This is a genomic window from Streptomyces sp. NPDC006314 (assembly GCF_040613075.1).
GTDB lineage: Bacteria > Actinomycetota > Actinomycetes > Streptomycetales > Streptomycetaceae > Streptomyces.
On the sequence record NZ_JBEXRL010000002.1, the window covers coordinates 176,153 to 196,181 of the forward strand.

Annotated in this window: 15 protein-coding genes; 11 read left to right on the forward strand and 4 right to left on the reverse strand. The window is 73.7% G+C overall.

Annotation, left to right across the window (positions count from 1 at the left end; all coding sequences use genetic code 11):
* Window positions 1-194 precede the first annotated feature (194 nt).
* From ABZ079_RS03880 to ABZ079_RS03920, 9 genes are all read left to right on the forward strand, one after another.
* On the forward strand, window positions 195-1,277 hold the full coding sequence (locus ABZ079_RS03880) for a hypothetical protein (protein ID WP_356937787.1): 1,083 nt from the start codon (window positions 195-197) through the stop codon (window positions 1,275-1,277).
* Window positions 1,274-2,377: a caspase family protein gene (locus ABZ079_RS03885; protein ID WP_356937788.1), complete on the forward strand. Its 1,104-nt coding sequence runs from the start codon at window positions 1,274-1,276 to the stop codon at window positions 2,375-2,377. Before ABZ079_RS03880 ends, ABZ079_RS03885 begins: the two co-directional genes overlap by 4 nt.
* 291 nt (window positions 2,378-2,668) lie before the next feature.
* Window positions 2,669-4,495: an HEXXH motif domain-containing protein gene (locus ABZ079_RS03890; RefSeq protein ID WP_356937789.1), complete on the forward strand. Its 1,827-nt coding sequence runs from the start codon at window positions 2,669-2,671 to the stop codon at window positions 4,493-4,495.
* A 570-nt stretch (window positions 4,496-5,065) separates the two neighbouring features.
* Entirely contained in the window at window positions 5,066-6,415 is a 1,350-nt protein-coding gene (locus ABZ079_RS03895) for an ATP-binding protein (protein WP_356937790.1), read from the forward strand.
* A gap of 2 nt (window positions 6,416-6,417) precedes the next feature.
* Window positions 6,418-6,840, forward strand: coding sequence for a roadblock/LC7 domain-containing protein (locus ABZ079_RS03900; RefSeq protein ID WP_356937791.1), 423 nt, complete (start codon window positions 6,418-6,420; stop codon window positions 6,838-6,840).
* Window positions 6,837-7,190, forward strand: coding sequence for a DUF742 domain-containing protein (locus ABZ079_RS03905; protein WP_356937792.1), 354 nt, complete (start codon window positions 6,837-6,839; stop codon window positions 7,188-7,190). Before ABZ079_RS03900 ends, ABZ079_RS03905 begins: the two co-directional genes overlap by 4 nt.
* Window positions 7,168-7,794 (forward strand): ATP/GTP-binding protein, encoded by a 627-nt coding sequence (locus ABZ079_RS03910; protein WP_356937793.1) that lies wholly within the window; start codon window positions 7,168-7,170, stop codon window positions 7,792-7,794. The genes ABZ079_RS03905 and ABZ079_RS03910 overlap by 23 nt, the downstream gene beginning before the upstream one ends.
* Window positions 7,791-9,008, forward strand: coding sequence for a cytochrome P450 (locus ABZ079_RS03915; RefSeq protein ID WP_356937794.1), 1,218 nt, complete (start codon window positions 7,791-7,793; stop codon window positions 9,006-9,008). Before ABZ079_RS03910 ends, ABZ079_RS03915 begins: the two co-directional genes overlap by 4 nt.
* A 12-nt stretch (window positions 9,009-9,020) precedes the next feature.
* Window positions 9,021-10,247 (forward strand): cytochrome P450, encoded by a 1,227-nt coding sequence (locus ABZ079_RS03920; RefSeq protein WP_356937795.1) that lies wholly within the window; start codon window positions 9,021-9,023, stop codon window positions 10,245-10,247.
* A 461-nt stretch (window positions 10,248-10,708) separates the two neighbouring features.
* Here ABZ079_RS03920 and ABZ079_RS03925 read toward each other — a convergent pair whose 3' ends face one another.
* Window positions 10,709-11,386, reverse strand: coding sequence for an ANTAR domain-containing protein (locus ABZ079_RS03925; RefSeq protein ID WP_356937796.1), 678 nt, complete (start codon window positions 11,384-11,386; stop codon window positions 10,709-10,711).
* A 197-nt stretch (window positions 11,387-11,583) separates the two neighbouring features.
* On the opposite strand from ABZ079_RS03925, the gene ABZ079_RS03930 reads away from it, so the two are divergent.
* Both ABZ079_RS03930 and ABZ079_RS03935 read left to right on the forward strand, forming a co-directional pair.
* The gene (locus ABZ079_RS03930) at window positions 11,584-11,904 is read left to right on the forward strand and encodes an STAS domain-containing protein (RefSeq protein ID WP_356938116.1); all 321 of its coding nucleotides are present in this window, start codon (window positions 11,584-11,586) and stop codon (window positions 11,902-11,904) included.
* Entirely contained in the window at window positions 11,901-12,845 is a 945-nt protein-coding gene (locus ABZ079_RS03935) for an anti-sigma factor RsbA family regulatory protein (RefSeq protein WP_356937797.1), read from the forward strand. The genes ABZ079_RS03930 and ABZ079_RS03935 overlap by 4 nt, the downstream gene beginning before the upstream one ends.
* A gap of 444 nt (window positions 12,846-13,289) precedes the next feature.
* Here ABZ079_RS03935 and ABZ079_RS03940 read toward each other — a convergent pair whose 3' ends face one another.
* The 3 genes from ABZ079_RS03940 to ABZ079_RS03950 all read right to left on the reverse strand — a co-directional run bounded on the left by ABZ079_RS03940 (window position 13,290) and on the right by ABZ079_RS03950 (window position 19,987).
* Entirely contained in the window at window positions 13,290-14,327 is a 1,038-nt protein-coding gene (locus ABZ079_RS03940; protein WP_356937798.1) for a rod shape-determining protein, read from the reverse strand.
* A gap of 160 nt (window positions 14,328-14,487) precedes the next feature.
* Complete coding sequence (locus ABZ079_RS03945; RefSeq protein WP_356937799.1) at window positions 14,488-18,963, reverse strand: SAV_2336 N-terminal domain-related protein; 4,476 nt, start codon at window positions 18,961-18,963, stop codon at window positions 14,488-14,490.
* A complete protein-coding gene (locus ABZ079_RS03950; RefSeq protein ID WP_356937800.1) occupies window positions 18,953-19,987 on the reverse strand; it encodes a MoxR family ATPase in 1,035 nt (344 codons plus the stop codon). The genes ABZ079_RS03945 and ABZ079_RS03950 overlap by 11 nt, the downstream gene beginning before the upstream one ends.
* Window positions 19,988-20,029 lie beyond the last annotated feature (42 nt).

Below are 20,029 nucleotides of genomic sequence, written 5' to 3' on the forward strand. Positions count from 1 at the left end.
CCTATTGTTGAGTGCACTTGGTATATGCCGCCATGAGCGGGGGGTCAGCGGTGACGACGGTGTTATTCGTACACGGCACGGGAGTACGCGAGCCAGGATTGAGCGAAACTCTGGAACGCATAAAGGAGGGTTTCCGGCCGTTACGGCCTGAAATCCGCATAACTTCCTGCTATTGGGCGGGAACCGCAGGATCGGTGCTTCATTCGAACGGTATCTCCGTACCGGGGTACGCGACCCGGCGTGGCATACCGGAAGCGGGCGCTCCCGATACGGGGGACGACGAACTCGACACGGACATCGAGTTCTGGGGGCTTCTTTATCTCGACCCGCTGCTCGAACTGCGCCTGCTCACCACGGAAACCACCGCCCGGGCCGAACTGGCACCGGGTACGCGGCCGCCGGGCGAGGCCCTCTCCACGGCGGCCCTGGCGCTCACCCGGGACGCCCACCTGCGCCGGCTGCTGGACGCCGCGGGGATCGGGGAGGACTTCCCCGCCGCCGTGGCCGCCGTACTCACCGCACCCGACTGCCGGCGCTTCCTGCGTGCTCCCGCCGCGGATGACGAGGCGGACGCGCTGGCCAGAGCGTTCGTGGCCGAGTCGGTACGCCGGCGGGCCGGGAGGGAGGGACCGGCACCGGCCTTCGACGGCACGGCCCGCGACGAGGCGGTCGCCCGGATCGTCGCGCTGCTCCCCGGGACCGCCCCCGGTGCGGACGCGCCCGGAACGCACCGCGGCCCGGTGACCCGCCGGGTCAAGCGGCTGGCCGGACGGCTGGCGCTCGGGCTGGCCTCCGCCCAGGCGGTGAAACGGCGCTCCGCACTCACCGACGCGGCCCATCCGGCGGCCGGTGACGTGCTGCTCTACCTGGCCCGGGGCGCCGCGATCCGCGAGGCCGTCACAAAGGCGGTGAGGACGGCCGAACCGCCGGTCGTCCTGCTCGCGCACAGCCTCGGCGGCATCGCCTCGCTGGACCTGCTGGTGCTGCGCCCGCTGCCGGAGGTCACGCTGCTGGTGACCGTCGGCTCGCAGGCGCCGTTCCTGTACGAGCTGGGCGCGCTGCCCAGCCTGGAACACGGCACCCCGCTGCCCGCGCACGTACCGCGCTGGCTGAACGTGTACGACCGGCGGGACCTGCTCAGTTATGTCGGCGCCGGGGTCTTCCCCGGCCGGGTCCACGACATCGCCGTCGACGGCCGGCAGCCCTTCCCCCTCTCCCACAGCGCCTACTGGAGCAATCCGGAGCTGTACCGCCTCCTCGCGGAGGAGCTGCCGTGACCGCCGCCGCCCGCCCGGACCGTACATACGCCGTCGTCGTCGGCGTGGAACGGTATGCCGCCGGGCCGTCCTGGGACCTGTCGGGCCCCGCCGCCGATGCCCGCCGCTTCACCTCCTGGCTGCGCGGGTGCGGAGTGCCCGCGGCCCATATCTTCCTGCTGCTCGATCCGCTGCCCGGAGCCGGCGGACCGGAGGTCGACGTCACCGCGGGCGCCGCCGGGCGGGAGGCGGTGCAGGAGGTGCTGACGCGCCGGCTGCCCACGCTGGACGGCGATCTGCTCTGGGTGTTCTGGGGCGGCCATGGCGTCACCGACCCGCAGGGCCACCGCAGGCTCTTCTACGCCGACGCCGCCGACGACGACAAGCGGAACCTGGACCTGGACGCCTGGCTGAACGCCTTCACCACCGATCTGCTGCCCGGTTTCCGGCGCCAGATCTGGCTGGTGGACTCCTGCCAGACCTTCGTCGAGGACCTCGGCTTCGCCCGCTCGCTGCCCGCCGAACTCCCCCCGGGCGGCGACCGGCTGCCGGGCCGGGAACAGTTCGTCCTGCTGGCCTCCGGCCCGGGGCAGCGGGCGGTCAACGACCCCACGCGGCAGACCGGGGCGTTCTCCCGGGCCGCGCTCGCCGCCCTGGCCGCCGCGGACGGCGCGGACTGGCCACCCGGCATGAGCGCGGTCGCGGAGACCGTGATCGGGCAGTTCACCGAGGGAGCCCAGCGGCCCACCTCCCTCTGGTACCGGTCCTGGACCAGCGACGTACGCCACCTGACCTTCCCCGCCGCACGGCGCCGGGAGGAAGCGGTGCCGGACGCGGCCCTGAGCGAGCTGATCAACCTTCTGGCGGGGTGGCCCGGCATGACGGACCGGGACCAGCGTCAGCTCGTGCTCGGCATGCTGCCCGCCGACCTGTCCGGCGCCGTTCCCCGGCTGGGGGCGCCGCGTCCCGACATCATCAGCATCGTCCGTACCTGCCGCCGCTATCCGGGGGGTCTGGCCGCCCTGGTCGAGGCGGTCGCCCTGGTCGAGCCGGGCTCGCCGGAGCAACGAGAGCTGAAGGACTGGGCGGCCCGCTGGCTGACGCCGGAACCGGGCGCCTGACCGGCTGATCACGCTCTTCCCGAACACTTCCGCGATGCGTCATCATGAAGTCATCGGGATGCAGGACGTTGTCAGGGGGATGTCGCATGGATACGTCCGCGGAGTTCATGGGATCCGAACTGGTCGATCTCAGCGACATCCCACTCTCCACCCTTCGGTCGCAGAACCCGGATGTCTACGCGCGCTCACTGACCAGGTTGCTGCGTCAGGTCGAGCGGCCACGGGTCAACTTCTCCGGTGGCGATACGCAACCCGGACGGGCTGACTGACCGTTCCCCGGGGAGGAGACCCGTGCACACAGACGGACGTTCCGGCCCCGCCCGTGCCGCGCACCACCTCGTACCCTCGGCGTATTTCCGCGACCTGGCCGCGGGCCGGGGCGGTCCCGAGACGATCCGTTTCCTGCGGACGACCGAGTACAGCAGGCGGCTTCTGCTGCTGAGAACCCTGCTCGACACCATCGCCGCGACCCCCGGCGCGCTGGGCCCGCTGCCACCCGTGGACAGCGCGTGGGACATCCTCACGGCGGTCCAGGAGCATGCTCCGGACGACTTTCAGGACCTGCTGCTCCACCCCCAGATCGGCATCTGGCTGGGGCACGGTCTGCGGCGGCTGTCCCGCACGGCCTGGGGCGACGGGCCACTGTGGACCGACCTCGGCCATCTGTACGCGGTGTGCTCCGTCGCCGCGCTGCGAGCGGGGCTGCCGTTGCGCACCACCGTGCCGTTGCGTGACGGCGCCGCGATGTTCCCCACCCTGGGCCTGGCCCGCTTATCGGGCCGCCCGCGCTGGGGGACGGCGGAGGTGGTGGTGGAGGCGGGCCGGCTGCGGGTCGACCCGTACGGCGCACGCGTGGGCCCGCCCGAGCCGCCCGGGGCGCCCGACGGCGACGCTCCGGGATGGCAGGCACTGCGCAGGCTGCGGGCGGATGCGGCGGGGCGGCCGGCAAGGGTCTGGCTGGACGATATCGACCCCTACCGGGACCTCGGTGAACCTCTGCCCGCGGAACGCCTCGACAAGGAGGAGATCGCCCGCTGGCGGGAGCGGTTCGGCCACGCGATGACCCTGCTCACCCGCAGCGACCCATGCATGGCCGCCGCCGTCGCGGAGGGACTGCGCACCGTCACACCGGTACGACCGGCCAAGACCGGGGTGGTCGTCAGCGCCTCCTCCGGCGACGCCTTCGGCGGCATGCTGACGTCACTGCCGCCGGATCCGGCCACCTTGGCGGTCACCGTGGTCCACGAGTTCCAGCACACCAAACTGGGCGGGCTGCTCCACCTCCTGACGCTGGAGCAGGACGGCGGAGCCGAACGGCACTACGCCCCCTGGCGGGACGATCCCCGTCCCCTGAGCGGCCTGCTCCAAGGGGCGTACGCGTTCCTGGGCATCACCGACTTCTGGTGCAGGTACCTGGACCAGGCGCCGCGGGCCGAACGGCCGGTGGCCCAGTTCGAGTTCGCCCTGCACAGGCGGCAGACCCAGGACGCCGTCCGCACCCTCGGTGCCGATCCCGCGCTGACCGCCCACGGACGCCGCTTTCTGCGGGGCATGGCGGCGCGGCTGCCCTCCTGGTGGGCGGACGGCCGGATCCGGCCGGACATCACCGCACTCGCCGAATTCGCCGCCACCGATCACCGCACCGGCTGGCGGATCCGGCACCTGACCCCCGCCCCGGACGACGTCCGTGCCCTGGCGAGGGCTTTTGCCGCCGGTGCTCCGGCCGACTGCCACATCGCCGAGTCCTCGGTCGTCCCGGACCCCGCCGCGTCCTGGTCCCACGCCCGTACCGGCCTGATCCGGCAGAGTCTCGGCGGACCGCCCGACGGCCGCCGGCTGGAGCCGTCCGCTGCCGACCGTGCCCTCGTCACCGGGGACCCCGCCGCCTCGGACGCATACGCCCGCCTCCTGGCCGACGACCCGGAAGCCCCCGAGCCCTGGACCGGCCTCATCCTCGCCCTCGCCGCCGGTGACCCGGCCGCCGGCCCACTGCTCCGGCGGCCCGAGTTGCCCCACGCGATCCACCGCGAGCTGCGCGTCACCGGCACGGCCGCCGACCCACGGGACGTCGCCCGCTGGCTCGCCGCGGGCATGTCCCGGCGAGACCGCGGGCGCTGATCACGCCCGCTCGGCCCCCACCGGAGTGCCCGGCTGCCCCAACTCCGCTCGCACCGGGGACCTTTGGGGCACACACGCACAGGCTGGGGCGGGCCGGAGCCTGCCATCACGGGCCGTCATCGATCTTTCACAGGTTCCGGGCCGAGAGCGTCGAACACATTGCTGGTTTGCCGATAAGCTCGGGCGAGACCGGAAACGGCCACCGGGCGTCGCGGATGTGACGCAGGACGACAGGACCGCGTACCCGGAGGACACTGTGCCCGCCGCCCTCCCTGCCTTATCCGGCAGGCCCGTTCACCTCGGCCGTATCCGCGTCGTGGTGGCCACCGGCGTCGTAGCCGGCACAACCGCTGTGCACACCTCCCCCTTCGTGACCGCCGGTCAGAGCCTCGCCGCGGTTCCACCCCCCGGCGTCACCCGCCAGATCGCGGGTCCGCGAGGTTTACGGGCTTACGCCTGTCATGCCCGCATCCAGAACGATGCCGTGGCGGCAGCCGGTGGCACCACCTCGTCCGGTCGTGGCACCCGGCGTCGGCCGGTTCGCGAGCCGGACACCTTGGAGAGGACTTGATGACCGATCTGATACTGGCCGCCAGTACCGTGGTCGCTCTGGCGGCCGCGGGGACCACCTGGCACTTCCAGCGCTCGTACCGACGCGAGCGAAGCAGGGCCGACCAGTTCCAGGGCCGGGCCGAGCAGCTCACCCAGCAGCTGCGTGCCGCGGAGTACGTCCTGGGGCAACTGGCCGCGAGCGTACCCGCGTTGGGTACCGCCGCCCGGCCCGGCGAGCACCGCGGCGGCGACCTCGCCCTGCCCCCGCCACTGGCGCGTACCGCCCTCGCCGACCGGCTCCGCGACCTCACCGGCCAGGTGACCGCCACCGTGACGCGGGTGCGGGAGACCACGCGGGCCTCGGCCGACCAGGAGATCGCGAAGGCGCGCCGGCAGTCGCAGGAGGCCACCCGGGCCGCCGTGCGCAGTTTCGCGTCCAACGTGGTGGCCCGGGCGTCCAGGCTGAGCCGGGAGATCAGCCAGGGCGTGCGCTCCCACCAGGACGACGAGGCGTACGCGACCCTGGTGCACATCGACCACATCGCGCAGCAGATGCTGCTCACCGCGCAGGGCTACGCGGTCCTGGCCGGCGACAAGCTCTCCCGGCGTTGGCCACGCACCTCCCTGACCGATGTGATCCGCGCGGCGATGGGCCGGATCGAGGGCTACCAGCGGGTGGAGCACCACGAGTTGGACACCGTCGCGGTGCAGAGCCGGGCGGTCGAAGCCGTCGTGCACACCTTGGCGTTGCTGCTGGACAACGCCCTGCGGTACTCGCCGCCGGCCGCGCGGGTGCATGTCTCCGTCGAGGAAGGCCATCACGCCTGCTTCCTGATCGTCGACGACGCCGGCCTGCGGATGGACGACGAGCGGCTGCTGTGGGCCAGCGACATCATGTCCGGCAAACAGCGCGACGACATCACACAACTCGGCGCACACCCGCAGACGGGCCTGCGGGTCGCCTCGCTGCTCGCCGAGAACTACGGCTTCCGGGTCGAGCTGACCGCGCCGAACATCTACCAGGGGACACGGGCCGTACTGGTGCTGCCGAAGAGCCTCCTGGTCTTCCCCGCCGCCGTGTCCGGGCCCGCCGCCGTGTCCGGGCCCGCCGCCGTGTCCGGGCCGGCCGCCGTGTCCGGGCCGGCGGCCTTGCCGGCCGCGCGGGAAGCCGCCGCCCCGGTGCCTGCCGTGACCACCGCGAGCGGCCTGACCGTCCGTCAACGCCCGGCCAGGATGCGCAACACGCCCCCGTCGCCGCCCGAGGCACCGGTCGTGCCGGGCCGGCCGAGCGTCGCCGCCGCCTGGGCGGCGGGCACCCGCCGGGGACGCCAGACCCAGGAAAACAACGGACCCATCGAAGGACACTGACCATGCGCGACACGCACAGCAACAGCCTGGGGTGGCTGCTCGACCAGGAACTCGGCTCCGTCGAGGGCGTCGAGTACGCGGTGCTGATGAGCAGCGACGGCCTCCTGCAGGCCCGCACGCAGACGATCGGCCAGGAGGACGCGGAGAAACTCGCCGCCGTGACCGCATCACTGCGCGCCGCCGGCAAGGCGTGGGACGAGCACGTCGGCGGCAAGGGGATGTGCCAGCTGCTGATCGAGTCGCAGGGCCGCATCGGGCTGACGACCGCGGCCGCGAGGAATTCCATGCTCTCGGTGGTCACCACCGGCCCCGAGGCCGACGTCGGTCTGATCACCCACCACATGGTGCGGCTGGCGACCCGGCTCGGCCACGAGTTGGAAGTCGGGGACCGCCGCCCTGCCGCGGAAGGCGGCACCGCGACGTGACGGGTCCGCGGCACGACCCGGACCTGATCAGGCCCTACGTCCGTACCGGCGGACGGAACCGCCCCAGCCGGGATGTCCGCCTGGAGACAGTGGTCATCGCCGCGTCCGGCCCCACCGAAGCGCTGGGGCCGGACGCCCGCAGGGTGATGCGGCTGTTCGCCGGCGGGCGCGGCGGCCTGGCCGTGGCGGACATCGCCGCCGCGCTGGAACTGCCGCCCTCCACCGTACGGATCCTCGTCTCCGCGCTGATGGACGGCGGCCATCTGGCCAGTCCGGCCCCCGTCGAGGAGGGCCGGCCCGGACTCGACCTGCTACAGGAGGTGCTGCGTGGACTCCGCGAACTGGTCTGACCAGCCGGCCCCCCACTACCTGGCCCCCGCCGTCGCCCGGTCGGCGAAGATCGTCGTCGCCGGGGCGTTCGGGGTCGGCAAGACCACCTTCGTCGGCAGCGTCTCCGAGGTGACACCGCTGCGCATGGAGGAGCCGATCACCGAGGCGAGCGTCGGTGTGGACGATCTGCGCGGCACACCGCACAAGACGACCACGACGGTCGCCATGGACTTCGGCCGCATCCATCTGCTCGGCGACCGCCTGGTGCTGTACCTGTTCGGCACTCCGGGCCAGACCCGGTTCCGCCCCCTGTGGGAGGGGCTGACCGAAGGCGCGCTGGGTGCCGTGGTCCTGGTCGACACCCGGGACCTCGACGGCTGCCACGAGGTGCTGAGCCTGCTTGAGGAGCAGCAGACGCCGTACGCCGTCGTCATCAACGTCTTCCCCGACGCGCCCCGCTATCCCCTCCACGAGATCCGGCAGGCGCTCGCGCTGGATCCCGGCACACCGCTGACCGAATGCGACGCGCGTGACCGCCGGTCCTGCGTCCACGCGCTCATCACCCTCATCGAATTCCTGACCACTCGCCACACCCCCGCCTCTCTTGTGGAGCCCCGTACATGACCACCCCCTACCCCGGCACCGCAAGCCCCCCGACGCGCGTCGCGCTCCACGCCGCCGAGTTCGCCGACGATCCCCACACGGCGTACGAGCGCATGCGCCGCGTCTTCGGCCCGCTGGTCCCCGTGGATCTCGCCCCGGGCGTCCCCGCGACCCTGGTCATCGGCTTCCACCAGGCCCGGCGCATCCTCAACGACCCGCTGCACTTTCCCGCCGACCCGCGGATCTGGCAGCAGGCCGTACCCGAGACCTGCCCGGTCCGGCCGATGATGGAATGGCGTCCCAACGCGCTGCGCTCGGCCGGCGCCGAGCACACCCGCTACCGGGCGGCCAACACCGCGAGCCTGCAGGCGGTCGACCAGCACGAGCTGCGGGCCCTGGTGGAGAAGGTCGCCTCCGCAGCGATCGGCGACTTCCGCTCGCTGGGCCACGCCGACCTGCTCGTCCAGTACTCGTGGCCCATCGCCTTCCGCGTTCTGAGCGCACTGCTGGGCTGTCCGGACGAGATCGGCCGGCGCATCGCCGACGGCATGGCCAAGATCTTCGAGTCGGAGGCCGAGACGGCCGCCCAGGGCAACGAGATCCTCGGCCGGGCGGTCGCCGAACTCGTCGCCCTGCGGCGGCGGCAGCCCGGGGACGACGTCACCTCACGGCTGATCGCCCACTCCGCCCGCCTGGACGACATCGAGATGGCCCACCAGCTCGTCACGCTGTACGGCGCGGGCATCGAGCCGTTGACCAACCTGATCAGCAACACCGTGCTCAGGATCCTCACCGACGAGCAGTTCTCCGCCGGCCTCCACTCCGGCCAGCCCGTCCGGGACGCCCTCGACACCGTCCTGTACACCGACCCGCCGCTGGCCAACTACTGCATCACCTACCCGCCGTACCCGATCGACATCGAAGGCGTGCTGCTTCCCGCCCATCAGCCCGTCGTCATCTCCATGGCCGCCTGCAACAACGACCCGGCCGTCACCGGCGGTGTCACCGTCGCCGAACTGACCGGCAACCGCGCCCACCTGTCCTGGAGCATCGGCCCGCACACCTGCCCGGCCCGGACCCACGCCTACCTCATCGCCGAGACCGCCATCACCTGCCTCCTGGACGCTCTTCCCGAGATCGACCTGGCCTGCCCCGAGTCCGAACTGGCCTGGCGGCCCGGCCCGTTCCACCGCGCCCTGGAAGCCCTGCCCGTCCGTTTCCCCGCTGTCGCCTGAAGGAGACCGGCCATGTCCCAGCACACCCCGCTCGTCATCGACCCGACCGGCGCCGCCGCGCACCTGGAGCATCGGGCCCTGCGCGCGCAGGGCCCGGCCGCCCGCGTGGACATCCTCGGCGTCCAGGCCTGGTCCGTCACCGACCCCGTCCTGCTCAAGCAGCTGCTGACCAGCCCCTCCGTCTCCAAGGACGCACGCGCGCACTGGCCCGACTTCGAGCAGCGGGCCACGACGTGGCCGCTCGCCCTGTGGATCGCGGTGAAGAACATGTTCACCGCCTACGGCGCCGACCACCGCAGGCTGCGGCGGATGGTCGCCCCCGCCTTCAGCGCACGGCGCATCGCCGAACTGCGCCCGGCCGTCGAGAACATGGTCACCGAGCTGATCGACGCCCTCGCCGCGCGGCCCGCCGGACAGATCGTGGACCTGCGCGAGCACCTGGCCTACCCGCTGCCCATCTCCGTGATCGGCCATCTGATGGGCGTACCGGAGAACCAGCGGGCCGATTTCCGGCAGCTCGTGGACGGTGTCTTCGACACCACGCTCACCCCGGAGCAGTCCCAGGCCAACGCCGTCCGCCTCTACGGCATCCTCGACGAGCTGATCGCCACGAAGACCGATGCCCCCGGCGACGACATGACATCCCTGCTCATCGCCGCCCGTGACGAGGAAACGGACGGCACCGGCTTCACCGGCGAGGAACTCCGCGACACCCTCCTGCTGATGATCAGCGCCGGGTACGAGACCACCGTCAACGTCATCGACCAGGCCATCGTCGCCCTGCTGACCTCTCCCGACCAGCTCGATCTGGTCCGCACCGGCAAGGCCGGCTGGGACGACGTCGTGGAGGAGACCCTGCGGCACGAACCCGCCGTCAAGCATCTGCCGCTGCGCTACGCCGTCACCGACATCGAGCTGCCCGGCGGGCAGACCATCGCCCAGGGCGAGGCCATCCTCGCCTCGTACGCCGCCGCCAACCGCCACCCGGACTGGCACGGCGACAGCGCCGACACCTTCGACGTCACCCGCACCGTCAAGGAACACCTGGCCTTCGGCCACGGTGTGCACTTCTGCCTCGGCGCTCCCTTGGCCCGCCTGGAGGTCGCCGAGGCCCTCCGGCAGCTCTTCGGCCGCTTCCCCGGCCTGTCCCTCGCGGTCCCGGCCGGGGACCTGCGGCCGGTGCCTTCCCTCATCAGCAACGGCCACCAGGAACTCCCCGTACGCCTGACCCCCGCATAGCGCCGGCGAGGACCGGGCCGGACCCGGCCGGGCTACGCAGCCGCCGTCCGCGCGCCGGCGCGGGCGGGCGCGGCCCTGGACCGGGCCGGCCCGCCCGGGGAGTTCGCGAGCCTGCCGAGCGACTGGGCGCCCACCCGACGCCGGGGTCGGACGCGGCGGACCGGTGGTCGACCTCGGAACGACCGCGGCAGTCACCGCCTGCTCGCCGACATCCGTGTGCGAAGCAGTACTTGACCCGTTCGCGCTTGAACGAGCCGTGTCCTGGGCACGGACCCCCTACCGGCGTCCACCGCCGGGCCGTACCGGCAGGAGGAGGGCGTCATGGACCGTCGGATCCGGGTGCGTGTCAGCCGGCGCCCAGCCGCCCCGCGCGGGCAGGAGATCGACCGCAGGACACCCTCGGGGCGCATCCTGCCGTACTGACCGGTGACCGGTGCCGCCGTGGTGAGCGCGGTGGGAGGTCAGCGGGCGTGGCGGGCCGCCGCCGCGCGCAGTGCCGTACGCAGCGGCTCCGGCGGAGCGGGCCCGTCGGGCACGGCGCTCGCCGTGACCGCCGCCGCCACCTGCCGCAGCTTGGTGTTGGTCCGCTGGGAGGCCTCCCGCAGGATGTCCCACGCCTGGTCCGGGGTGCAGGCGTGGGCGGCCATCAGGATGCCGCGGGCCTGGTCGATCACCGGGCGCGAGTCGATCGCGTGCCGGAGCTGCTCGATCTCCAGGCGCAGCATCTCCAGTTGCTCGGCGCGCTCCTGGGCCACCGCCGAGGCGGTGCGGGCGGCGGAGTCGGCGGGCGGTGCGGCGCGCAGCGGGTCCATGGGGTCCATGCCCACCAGTTCCAGGACGCGGCGCGGCTGCCCCCGCCAGCCGGTGGCCGAGACCGGTACGCCGTGCCGGTGGCCGTACTCGCTCAGCAGGTCCAGGAACGTCAGACCCGCGGTGTCCATGAAGGACACCTCCGTGACGTCCAGCTCGATCCGGGCGACGCCCGGCGGCAGCGCGGCCAGGGTTCCGGCCAGGGTGTCCGTACAGCCGAGGACCAGCTCGCCCCGGGCCCGGAGGAGGACCCGGCCCCCCTCGGCCCGGCCTTCCACGACCAGCGTGTCCAGCCGCCCGGTGTGCGGTGCGCGTGCCGCTGAGATCATGTCTCCGTCCTGTCCGGTCCTCGGGCTCCCCCGTCCGTCGCCTGCCCCTTCCGCTCAGGGCTACACCCCCGTCCGTGGCGGATCGCGTCCCCGTGCGGGAGATGTGAGGCGCATACTGGGCACCATGTCCTGTGCAGCTGGGAGAAGGCGTGAGCGGACCTGAGCCGGTGCCGCCCCCGCGGGCCGGTACGGTGCCGATGCCCGCGATGCCGCGGCTCGACGTGTACCCGCTGACCGGGCGGACCGGAATCCGGGCGGCGGGCGAGGTGAGCCTGCCGACGCGCGACATCTGGGAGCGTGCGCTGGAGCGGGCGGTTCGCGAGGGCGAGGACGTGTACTACTTGGAACTTTCCGCGCTGACCTTCGTCGACGTCGCGGGTGCCGGCGCGCTCGCGGACGCCGCCCGGCGCCTCGGCGGGCAGCGGCGGCTGGTGCTGGACCGTCCGCCGCCCGGGCTGTCGCGCATACTCGGGCTGCTGTGGCCCGGGCTTCCGGCGATCGAGGTGTCGACGTCATGACCACGACGGCCGAACCCTTCATCCATCCGGCGCTCTTCTACGCGGACCCGCAGGAGTACCTGGCCGGCACCGTCCCCTTCGTGCGGGAGGGGCTTGCCGCGGGCGAACCCGTCGCGATCGCCGTCCCCGGCGAGAACCTGCGGCTCATCCAGGACGAGCTGGGCGCCGACGGCGACACCGTACGGTTCCTGGACATGCGGGAGGCGGGACGCAACCCCGGACGGATCATCCCCGGCGTGCTGCGTGCCTTCGCCGACGCACAGCCGCCCGGCCGTCGGGTGAGGATCATCGGCGAGCCGATCTGGGCGGGCCGCAGCGCGGCCGAGTACCCGGCCTGCGCCCAGCACGAGGCACTGATAAACGCCGCGTTCCAGGGCCGCGAGGTCAGCATCCTGTGCCCGTACGACACCGCCCGGCTGGACGAGCGGGTACTCGCCGACGCCCACGCCACCCACCCCGTGGTCATCCCGGCCGGCGCGGGCGGGGAGCGGCCCAGCGAGGCCTACGATCCGGAGGGCGTGGTCGCCCGCTACAACGAGCCGCTGCCGCCCGCCCCCGACGCCCTTGCGGACGTCCTCTCCGTCACCTTCGAGGAGGACGCGCTCTCCGTCGTACGGCACCTGGCCACCGATTACGGTGCCCGGCTGGGCCTGACCGGGCTGGCCCTGGAGAACCTGGCCCTGATCACCGCCGAGCTGACCACCAACAGCGTCCTCCACGGCGGCGGCACGGGCGTGCTCAGGGTGTGGTCCGAGAACGGGTACGTGCTGTGCGAGGTCCGTGACAAGGGCCGCCTCACCGACCTGCTGGCCGGCCGCCGGCCCGCCTCCCGCGACCAGCGCGGCGGACGCGGCCTGCTGCTGGTCAACCTGGTGGCGGACCTGGTGCGGATACACACCGGACCGGACGGGACGACGATCCGCTCCTACCTGGCGCGGTGAGCCGGAGCCCCCGCGGCGGTCAGGAAGCGCGGGCGCGGGTCACCTCCGGCAGCGGGTCCCGCGGCCGGCCACGTCACCGCCGGCCGCAGGGCCGCCCACCCGCCCGGCCGGGTCGCCGTCGGGTCGACGGCCACCGCGACACGAAAGACGTGCCGGTGGCGGGCGGCGGTCGCGAGGGTCCGGCGCAGCACGGCGAGCAGATGCCCGGCGTACGGGCGGTCGCCGCGCCGGCGCGGCAATGCGAGCGTGCCGATGAGCCGCCCCCGGCTCCCCGCCGAGCCGCTGCGCCGGCACCGCGCCGCCCGGCGCGATGACCCCGCACCGACGATGTCCCCGGGGTCGTGTGACGCGCGGTCCCGGATCGGAGCCGACCCCGAGGGCGGCTTCGACCATGGCGGCGGGTGGGGGGCCGGACCGCCGGCCGTACGGCGTGCCGGGTGCGGCTCAGGCGGCCAACGGGTTCAGCATCAGCGGCTCGATCCGGCCCTCCAGCATGGCGCCCAGGCCCTGCGCCGCGCAGATGCCGGGCTGCTCGGCGATGTGCACCGGCATTCCGGTGGCCCGCCGCAGCATCTGGTCGAACCCGGGCAGCAGCGCGGAGCCGCCGACCATCGTGAGCCCGCTGTCGGCGAGGTCGGCCACCAGGTCGGGCGGGCAGTCGCGCAGCACCTTGCCGATCCCGTCCAGGACGGACGTCAGCGGGGTCTGGATGGCATCGCGCACGGCGGAGGTGTCGATCCGCACGCTGCGGGCGAGCCCCGTGGACACGTCCAGCCCGTGGATCTCCGTCGAGAGCGGTCCGTGCGGGGTGAGCCCGTTGCCGGAGAGCGCCAGTTGCAGCGGCCGTACGGCCTGGCTGGGCAGCATCAGCTCGTGCTCGTGCCGCAGGTGTTGCACGATCGCGCGGTCCACGGCCTCCCCGCCCACCGGGATCCGCTCGGCGGTGACGATGGACCCCAGCGAGAGCACCGCGACCTGCGTGGCCGCCGCCCCGCACACCATGATCATGGTGGCCTCGGGGCGCTCGACGGGCAGCCCGCAGCCCACGGCGGCCGCGATCAGCGTGTCCACCAGCTCGACCCTGCGCGCCCCCAGTCCGACCAGCGTCTCGATCGTCGCCCGCTGGGCCAGCGGGTCGGCGCCGTGCGGGGTGCAGGCCGCCGCGCGCAGCCGGGGCTTGCGGCGCAGGGCCCGGCGCATCCTGTCGCCCAGCAGGTGCCGCAGCATGCGCTGGGCCATCTCGATGTCGACCACGGTGCCACCGGAGATGGGCCGTACGACCCTGATGTAGCTCGGCGTCCGCCCCGTCATCTTCTCCGCGAACTCGCCCACCGCGATGAGCGCGCCGGTACGGGTGTTCACCGCCGCGACCGAGGGCTGGTCGACGACGAGACCGGCGCCCTTCACATACATCCGGGTGCGGGCCGCACCCAGGTCGACGGCGAAATGGCAGCGGCGCAACTGCTCCAGGCTGACGGTCACGGCGGAACCTCCCGAGTGCGCGGGCCTTGGGCGCCCGGCCGGTTGGCGGGCCTTATGTCTGCATCCTGCGGGGGACGCGGGGTGGGCGCCTTCTGGAGGGGACCGGGAGGGGCACCGCTGAACGGGGGTATTTTCCGGCCCTCCCGGCGTGTCGGCCGCGTCAGAAGGAGCGGGCGGTCTCCAGCAGTGGTTCGAGGGACGAGACGGTGACATCGCTGCCTCCCTCACGCAGGCGCCGGCGCCCGGCGGCGGTGGGGGCGTAGCCGACGAAGCGGAGGCCGAGCTGCTGGGCGGCGGTGAGTTCGGCGACCGAGGAGCTGATCAGGATGCCGCTGCGGGCCGGTGCGCCGAGGGCGTCCAGGGCGCGCAGCAGGCAGTCCGGGTGGGGCGTCAGCAGGCCGAGGTCGTCACGGCGGCCGTGGATGCCCGCGAGGGGCAGGTGGTAGGGCTCCAGGTAGCGGTGGACGGCCTGGGTGCACACGTCCGTCACCACGCTGACGCGACGGCCGGACCGGTGCAGGGCGCGGACGAGCGCGAGGGAGCGGTGCGTCGTGGGCGCGTCGGGAACGGCACGCAGTTCGAGGTCGTCGAGGCGCGCCCGCAACAGGGGCCCGAGCCGGTCGTGGGCGAAGGCGCGCAGCAGATCCAGCGGATGCGTGAACGCCTCCCGGCCGGCGGCGCTCGCGCGGGGCAGCGGCCGGCCCGTCAGTGCGTCCTGCGGATCGCGGTGATCGGCCACGACGGACAGCAGGTCGAGAACGGCCTCCCGGGCCGTCTGCGCCGGGAACAGCCGGGCGAGGGGCCCGTCGAAGCCGATCAGCACCGTCTCGGCCTCGGTGAGGAGGGCCGACAGCCGCCGGCGCGACGGAACGGGCGGCTCCGCCGCCGGCTCGGGCGCCCACTCAGGGACCAGCTGAACGGTGTACGACACCGCCAGCCCCGGCACCGGCCAGTCGTCCACCCCGGCGTTCACCGCCCGTTGGGCCGCGCCCGCACGGCGCAGCGGATGGCGGCGCGTGAGGGGGGCCGCCGCGGCGCACAGATACCGCAACAGCAGCCCGGGGACACCGGTGGTCTCGGCGCGGACGAAGGCGACCGGATCGTCGACCCGCCAGGACAGCTTGACCGCGGCTTTGAACACGCCCTTGCCGGAACTCGGCAGGGACACGAGCTGACGGGTCTCGTGCGGGGTGAGGTCGACCGAGTAGTACGTCTCCGGACGGGGCGGACGCGTGCCGTACGGCTGGATCGGGTCGAGGAGCGTGAGCGGGCCGTCGGGGAGCGTGTGGACGATGGCCGTGCGGCCCGGGGTGGGGATGCCCAGCTCGTGCAGGTCGGGCGCGATGAAGGGGCCCTGGACCAGGTCGCGTTCCCCGGGCTCGGGGGACCTCGGCCCGACAAGGCAGTACCAGGCGGCCGGTGGGCTGTCCGGGGCGCTGTCGTGGAAGAGCGGCAGGAAGCGCTGGGAGCGCCGGGCGGCGGAGCTGGCGGCGAAGTCGTCGTACACCGCGGGCGGTACGACGACCACGACGTCCGCGGCTGCCTCCGGTGGCTGGACGGACGGTTGTCCGAACGTCACCCGCAGCCGCGGCGGATCGGTCAGCCGGGTGAGTGCCTGGGGGAGTTCCCGCAGGACGGCGATGAGGACGGGCAGGAGAAAGGCGTTGGGCTCGGTGCGCACCAGGTAGCCGTCCGGGCGGACGTCCACCTCGTACTGGCGGGGGGTGAGGGAGCCGCGCGAGAGGATCTCGTGCACGGCGGCTTCGAGGGTGATGCGGGCTTCCGGGCGGCCGGTGAGTTCGTCGGCCGCGAAGCGGATCTCGGGGCGGGCGACGACGTCCTCGTCTTCGGCCGGGATCGCGCTGAGCGTGCGGCGGAGGGCGTCGAGCCCGGCCCGGGTGTCCCGAGCGGCGGGGCCGGGAACCCCGTCCAGGGCTTCACCCCTCCACAACTGAAGTGCTTGGTCCGCCAGTTGGCGACCGCGTGCCAGGTCCCCGGCGGCACGGGCCTGCTCGGCCTCGGCGGCCAGCCGGCGGAAGCGGAAGACGTCGACGTCGTCGGGGGCGCTGACGCGGCCGAGGTGCAGGGCGTAGCCGTTCTCGGTGGTCAGAACGTCCGGGCCGAGAAGGTGGCGCAGGTGGGCGAGGTACCTCTCCAGAAGGTCGGGTGAGCGGTGGCGCCCGGCGGAGCCCCAGAGGCCGGTGGCCAGCTCGTCGCGCGTGGCGGGCTCGCCCTCGCGGAGCAGCAGCATGCACAGGAGAGCCTGCTCGGCGGCCTCGTCGACGGCGAGCGTCGCGCCGTCCCGGGTGACGCGGAGCGGACCGAGGAGGGAGAAACCGAGGGTGTGCTCCCGGTGCCGGGGCAGGCGGCGCAGCCGGTCGGCGCCGCGCAGTTGCGCCTCCAGGCGGTCGGAGAGGAGTTCGGCCACGGCCGCGTCCAGTTCCTCTTCGAGCTGCTGCGGAAGGGACGGGTTCTCCGGGGGGAGCGGGAGCTGCGGTGTGGAGGCCGGGCCCCGGTGCATGGCACGCACCATCCGCCCCAGCGCGCGCAGATCGCCCGTGCGGCTCGCTTTGCCGAAGGTCCTGACGTCCAGGCAGGTCAGAACCGGTCCATGGGGTGTGAGGATGACGTACGACGCGTCCAGCCGGCCGTGCGGCCCTCCCTGCGTGTGCAGGGCGTCCACGGCCTCGGCGAGCGGCGGGATAAGGGTGATGAGTTCCGCGGGGGGCAGGCCGTGCGGCGCGCTCGTGAGCCGCTGGCGCAGACTGCGGCCGTCGGCGAACTCCCGTACCAGGTAGGGGACGTCGCCCTCGACGCCGTGATCCGTGACCGCCGCGATACCGGGATGGCGGATCCCGCTGAGCCGCTGCGCGATGTCCGTGAAGCGGTGCCGGAGCCACTGCGGGGGACGCCGGTACTGCCGTACCAGCACCGTCTCGTCCTCCCGCCGTGTGTCCTGAGCGAGCCAGTCCGTACCCTGCGATCCGGTCTGCCGCACCAGCCGGTAACGCCCCGCGAACAGCCCCCCGGTGTCCGCCGCCGAAAGCCGCCGCACGCTGTCCTCGCTGACCGTGGCGAACGGATCGTCCTCCACGGCCGCCCCCGTCCCCTGCGCGGAAGGGACCGACGCCCGGAACTCGCCCGGCGCCCGGCCCGCCCTGCGGTCGATGAACGCACCGATGTCGTGCAGCAGTCCGATGGTGCGGTGGCGGGCGGTGCGCGGCAGGCCGAGCAGGAGCAGGTCCCGTACACCGTCCCGGAAGGCGTAGGAGCCGGGAGGGCCGCCCGGGACGGTGCTGAGCATGCCGCTGAGGATGACCTCGGCCAGGTGCTGGGGGCGCGGATCGGGTTCCACGGCGGCCTGGACCAGCCGCATGACCGGCAGGTCCGGGCGCCCCACCGCCAGATGGCCGGCCAGCCGGAACGCCTCGGGGGAGGCGGTCGCGCGGAACCGCAGGACCAGCTCCTCGGCCGACAGCAGGCCGACGTCCGTCCGGTTCTCGGTGTCCGCCGGCAGCGGACGGCCCAACGGGGCGACCGCCGCGGGGAGACCGGCACCTCCCGGCGTCGTGAGCAGCGCGGCCCAGTGCGCCAGCCACCGCGGCTCCGGCTCCAGCACGGGGAGGGGGACGGCACGGCCGGTCATGACGGGCTCGTGCTGCTCGTACGGGGTGAAGGCGAGCGTCGCCGTGGGCGCCGCGGGGTGCGGGGCCGACAGCCGGCCCGGGGTGGTGGGCAGGGCCGTGTCCCGCCACAGGTGCTCCGGGAGCGGCTGTACGACGGCCAGGGGCATCCGGCGTGCCCAGCGGTGCAGGGTGGCGTACCAGCGGGTGCCGGCGGGGCCCTCCCGCCACTGCGGGCCCATGCAGTCGCTGATCAGGAGGGTGACGGTACGGCCGTCGCCGGGGGCGTGCGCGCTGGAGCCGCACACCGTACCGTCGGCCGCGGCGCGGTGCAGGGAGACCGTGCGGAAAGCGCCCGACTGCGCCAGGGCCGCGTGCAGTTCGCGGATCAGGGGGCGCCAGACCGGCATGGTGGGGCCGGCGTCGTACACCAGGTTCAGGCGCAGCCAGCGCTCCCGCGCGGGGCGCATCACCGGCACCCACCACTCGGGGTCGGCGCCCAGGCGGGCGATGCGGTCGGCGGTCGCCCGCTCGTCCAGTTCGCGGCCCACGGGCGCGTCGACACGGCGCCCCAGCGGGCGGAGCGAGCGTTGCAGCGCGAGCGGGTGGCGCAGCATCGGGGGCGCCGGGGCGAGGAGGGTGGTGTGGGGCCGGTCCGCCGCCGCTGGGGCGGGACGGCGGGAGGGGAGGTGCAGGGGGACGCGGCAGGGCGGCTCGGCGGCCGGGGTGGGTTCGCGGGCAGGGGCGGGCTCCGGCTCCCGGTCCCCTTCCGGGGACGGCCCGGGCGAGGGCGGTTCCGCGGGCGGGGGCGGTGGTTCCTGCTCCGGGCCCGCCTGCCCGGCGGCGTCCTGGCCGGCGGCCTCGTGCCCGGGGTCATCGGGGCTCATATGCCGGGCCAGCCACAGCAGTTCGGCCAGTTCGAGCGGGGTCGGGGATACCCCGTGGGCCGCCTCGGCCAGGACGTCGGCGAGGCGGGCCAGGGGATCCGGCGAGCCGGGGGCTTCAGAAGGCATCGGGCTGCGCGCTCTGCCCCAGGTAGGGCATCAGCTGTTCGGCCAGCCGGTCGAGGGAGCCGGCGTCCAGGTCGGCGGAGCGGGCCAGGTAGATCGCGTTGAGGAGCTGGTCGGTGGCCAGATCACCGACGCCCGCCCGGGCCAGGAAGCGCTCGATCAGGGTCTGCGTGTACGCGTCGGGTTCGCCCAGGTGGGCGCGGACGATCTCGGCGAGGTGCCGGTCGTCCGGCTGCCGCAGATGCAGCGTGACACAGCGGCGCAGGAAGGCGGGCGGGAACTCGCGCTCGCCGTTGCTGGTGAGGACCACGAAGGGGAAGGCCCGGCAGCGGACCCGGCCGCGGGCGACCGGGACCCGCTCGTCGGTGCCGTCGGCCAGCACCTCGGCGATGCCGTCGGGGGCGAGCCGGGAGGCGCGCACCAGCTCGGGGATCTCGTACTGGCCCTCCTCCAGCACGTTCAGCAGGTCGTTGGGCAGGTCGAGGTCGCTCTTGTCGATCTCGTCGATCAGCAGCGCACGGGGGCGGGCGTACGGCAGGAGTGCGGTGCCGAGAGGTCCCAGGCGCAGATGGTGCTCGATGCCCGACCCGTCGGCCGTCTCCTCCGCCCGGTCCGGCCGGGCGGCCTCCTGCCGGGCCGCGTACAGCCGCGAGAGTGGGTCGTACTGGTAGAGGCCGTCGTGGAGCGTACTGCGGCTGGTGATGTTCCAGCGCAGGACCGGGCCGAGCCGCAGCTCGCGGGCGACCGCGTACGCCAGTGAGGACTTGCCGGTGCCCGGTGGGCCGGTGACCAGCAGCGGACGGCGCAGATACAGGGCCGCGTTGACCAGTTGGACCGTCTGCTCCGTGGCCTGGTACGTCTCGGCGCGGTGCATGCGGTCCGGAGAAACGGCGGCGCCGTCGGCGGACGCGCCGGGTGCCCCGAGCACCGGCCCGCCGTCGAAGGCCCGCCAGGGTGGTGGCGGGGGCAGCTTCTCGATGCCGTCGTGCGGCTCGTTCATACCGGTGTAGACGGGCCACAGTGGCATGGGCTCTCTTCTCCATGGGGGAGCGTTCGGTCGTGCGGTCGG

Coding starts and splice junctions, on each gene's coding strand:
- ABZ079_RS03935 (WP_356937797.1), top strand. CDS start 11,901: ATGACCACGACGGCCGAACCCTTCATCCATCCGGCGCTCTTCTACGCG.
- ABZ079_RS03930 (WP_356938116.1), top strand. CDS start 11,584: ATGCCCGCGATGCCGCGGCTCGACGTGTACCCGCTGACCGGGCGGACC.
- ABZ079_RS03925 (WP_356937796.1), bottom strand. CDS start 11,386: ATGATCTCAGCGGCACGCGCACCGCACACCGGGCGGCTGGACACGCTG.
- ABZ079_RS03900 (WP_356937791.1), top strand. CDS start 6,418: ATGCGCGACACGCACAGCAACAGCCTGGGGTGGCTGCTCGACCAGGAA.
- ABZ079_RS03895 (WP_356937790.1), top strand. CDS start 5,066: ATGACCGATCTGATACTGGCCGCCAGTACCGTGGTCGCTCTGGCGGCC.
- ABZ079_RS03920 (WP_356937795.1), top strand. CDS start 9,021: ATGTCCCAGCACACCCCGCTCGTCATCGACCCGACCGGCGCCGCCGCG.
- ABZ079_RS03915 (WP_356937794.1), top strand. CDS start 7,791: ATGACCACCCCCTACCCCGGCACCGCAAGCCCCCCGACGCGCGTCGCG.
- ABZ079_RS03945 (WP_356937799.1), bottom strand. CDS start 18,963: ATGCCTTCTGAAGCCCCCGGCTCGCCGGATCCCCTGGCCCGCCTCGCC.
- ABZ079_RS03950 (WP_356937800.1), bottom strand. CDS start 19,987: ATGCCACTGTGGCCCGTCTACACCGGTATGAACGAGCCGCACGACGGC.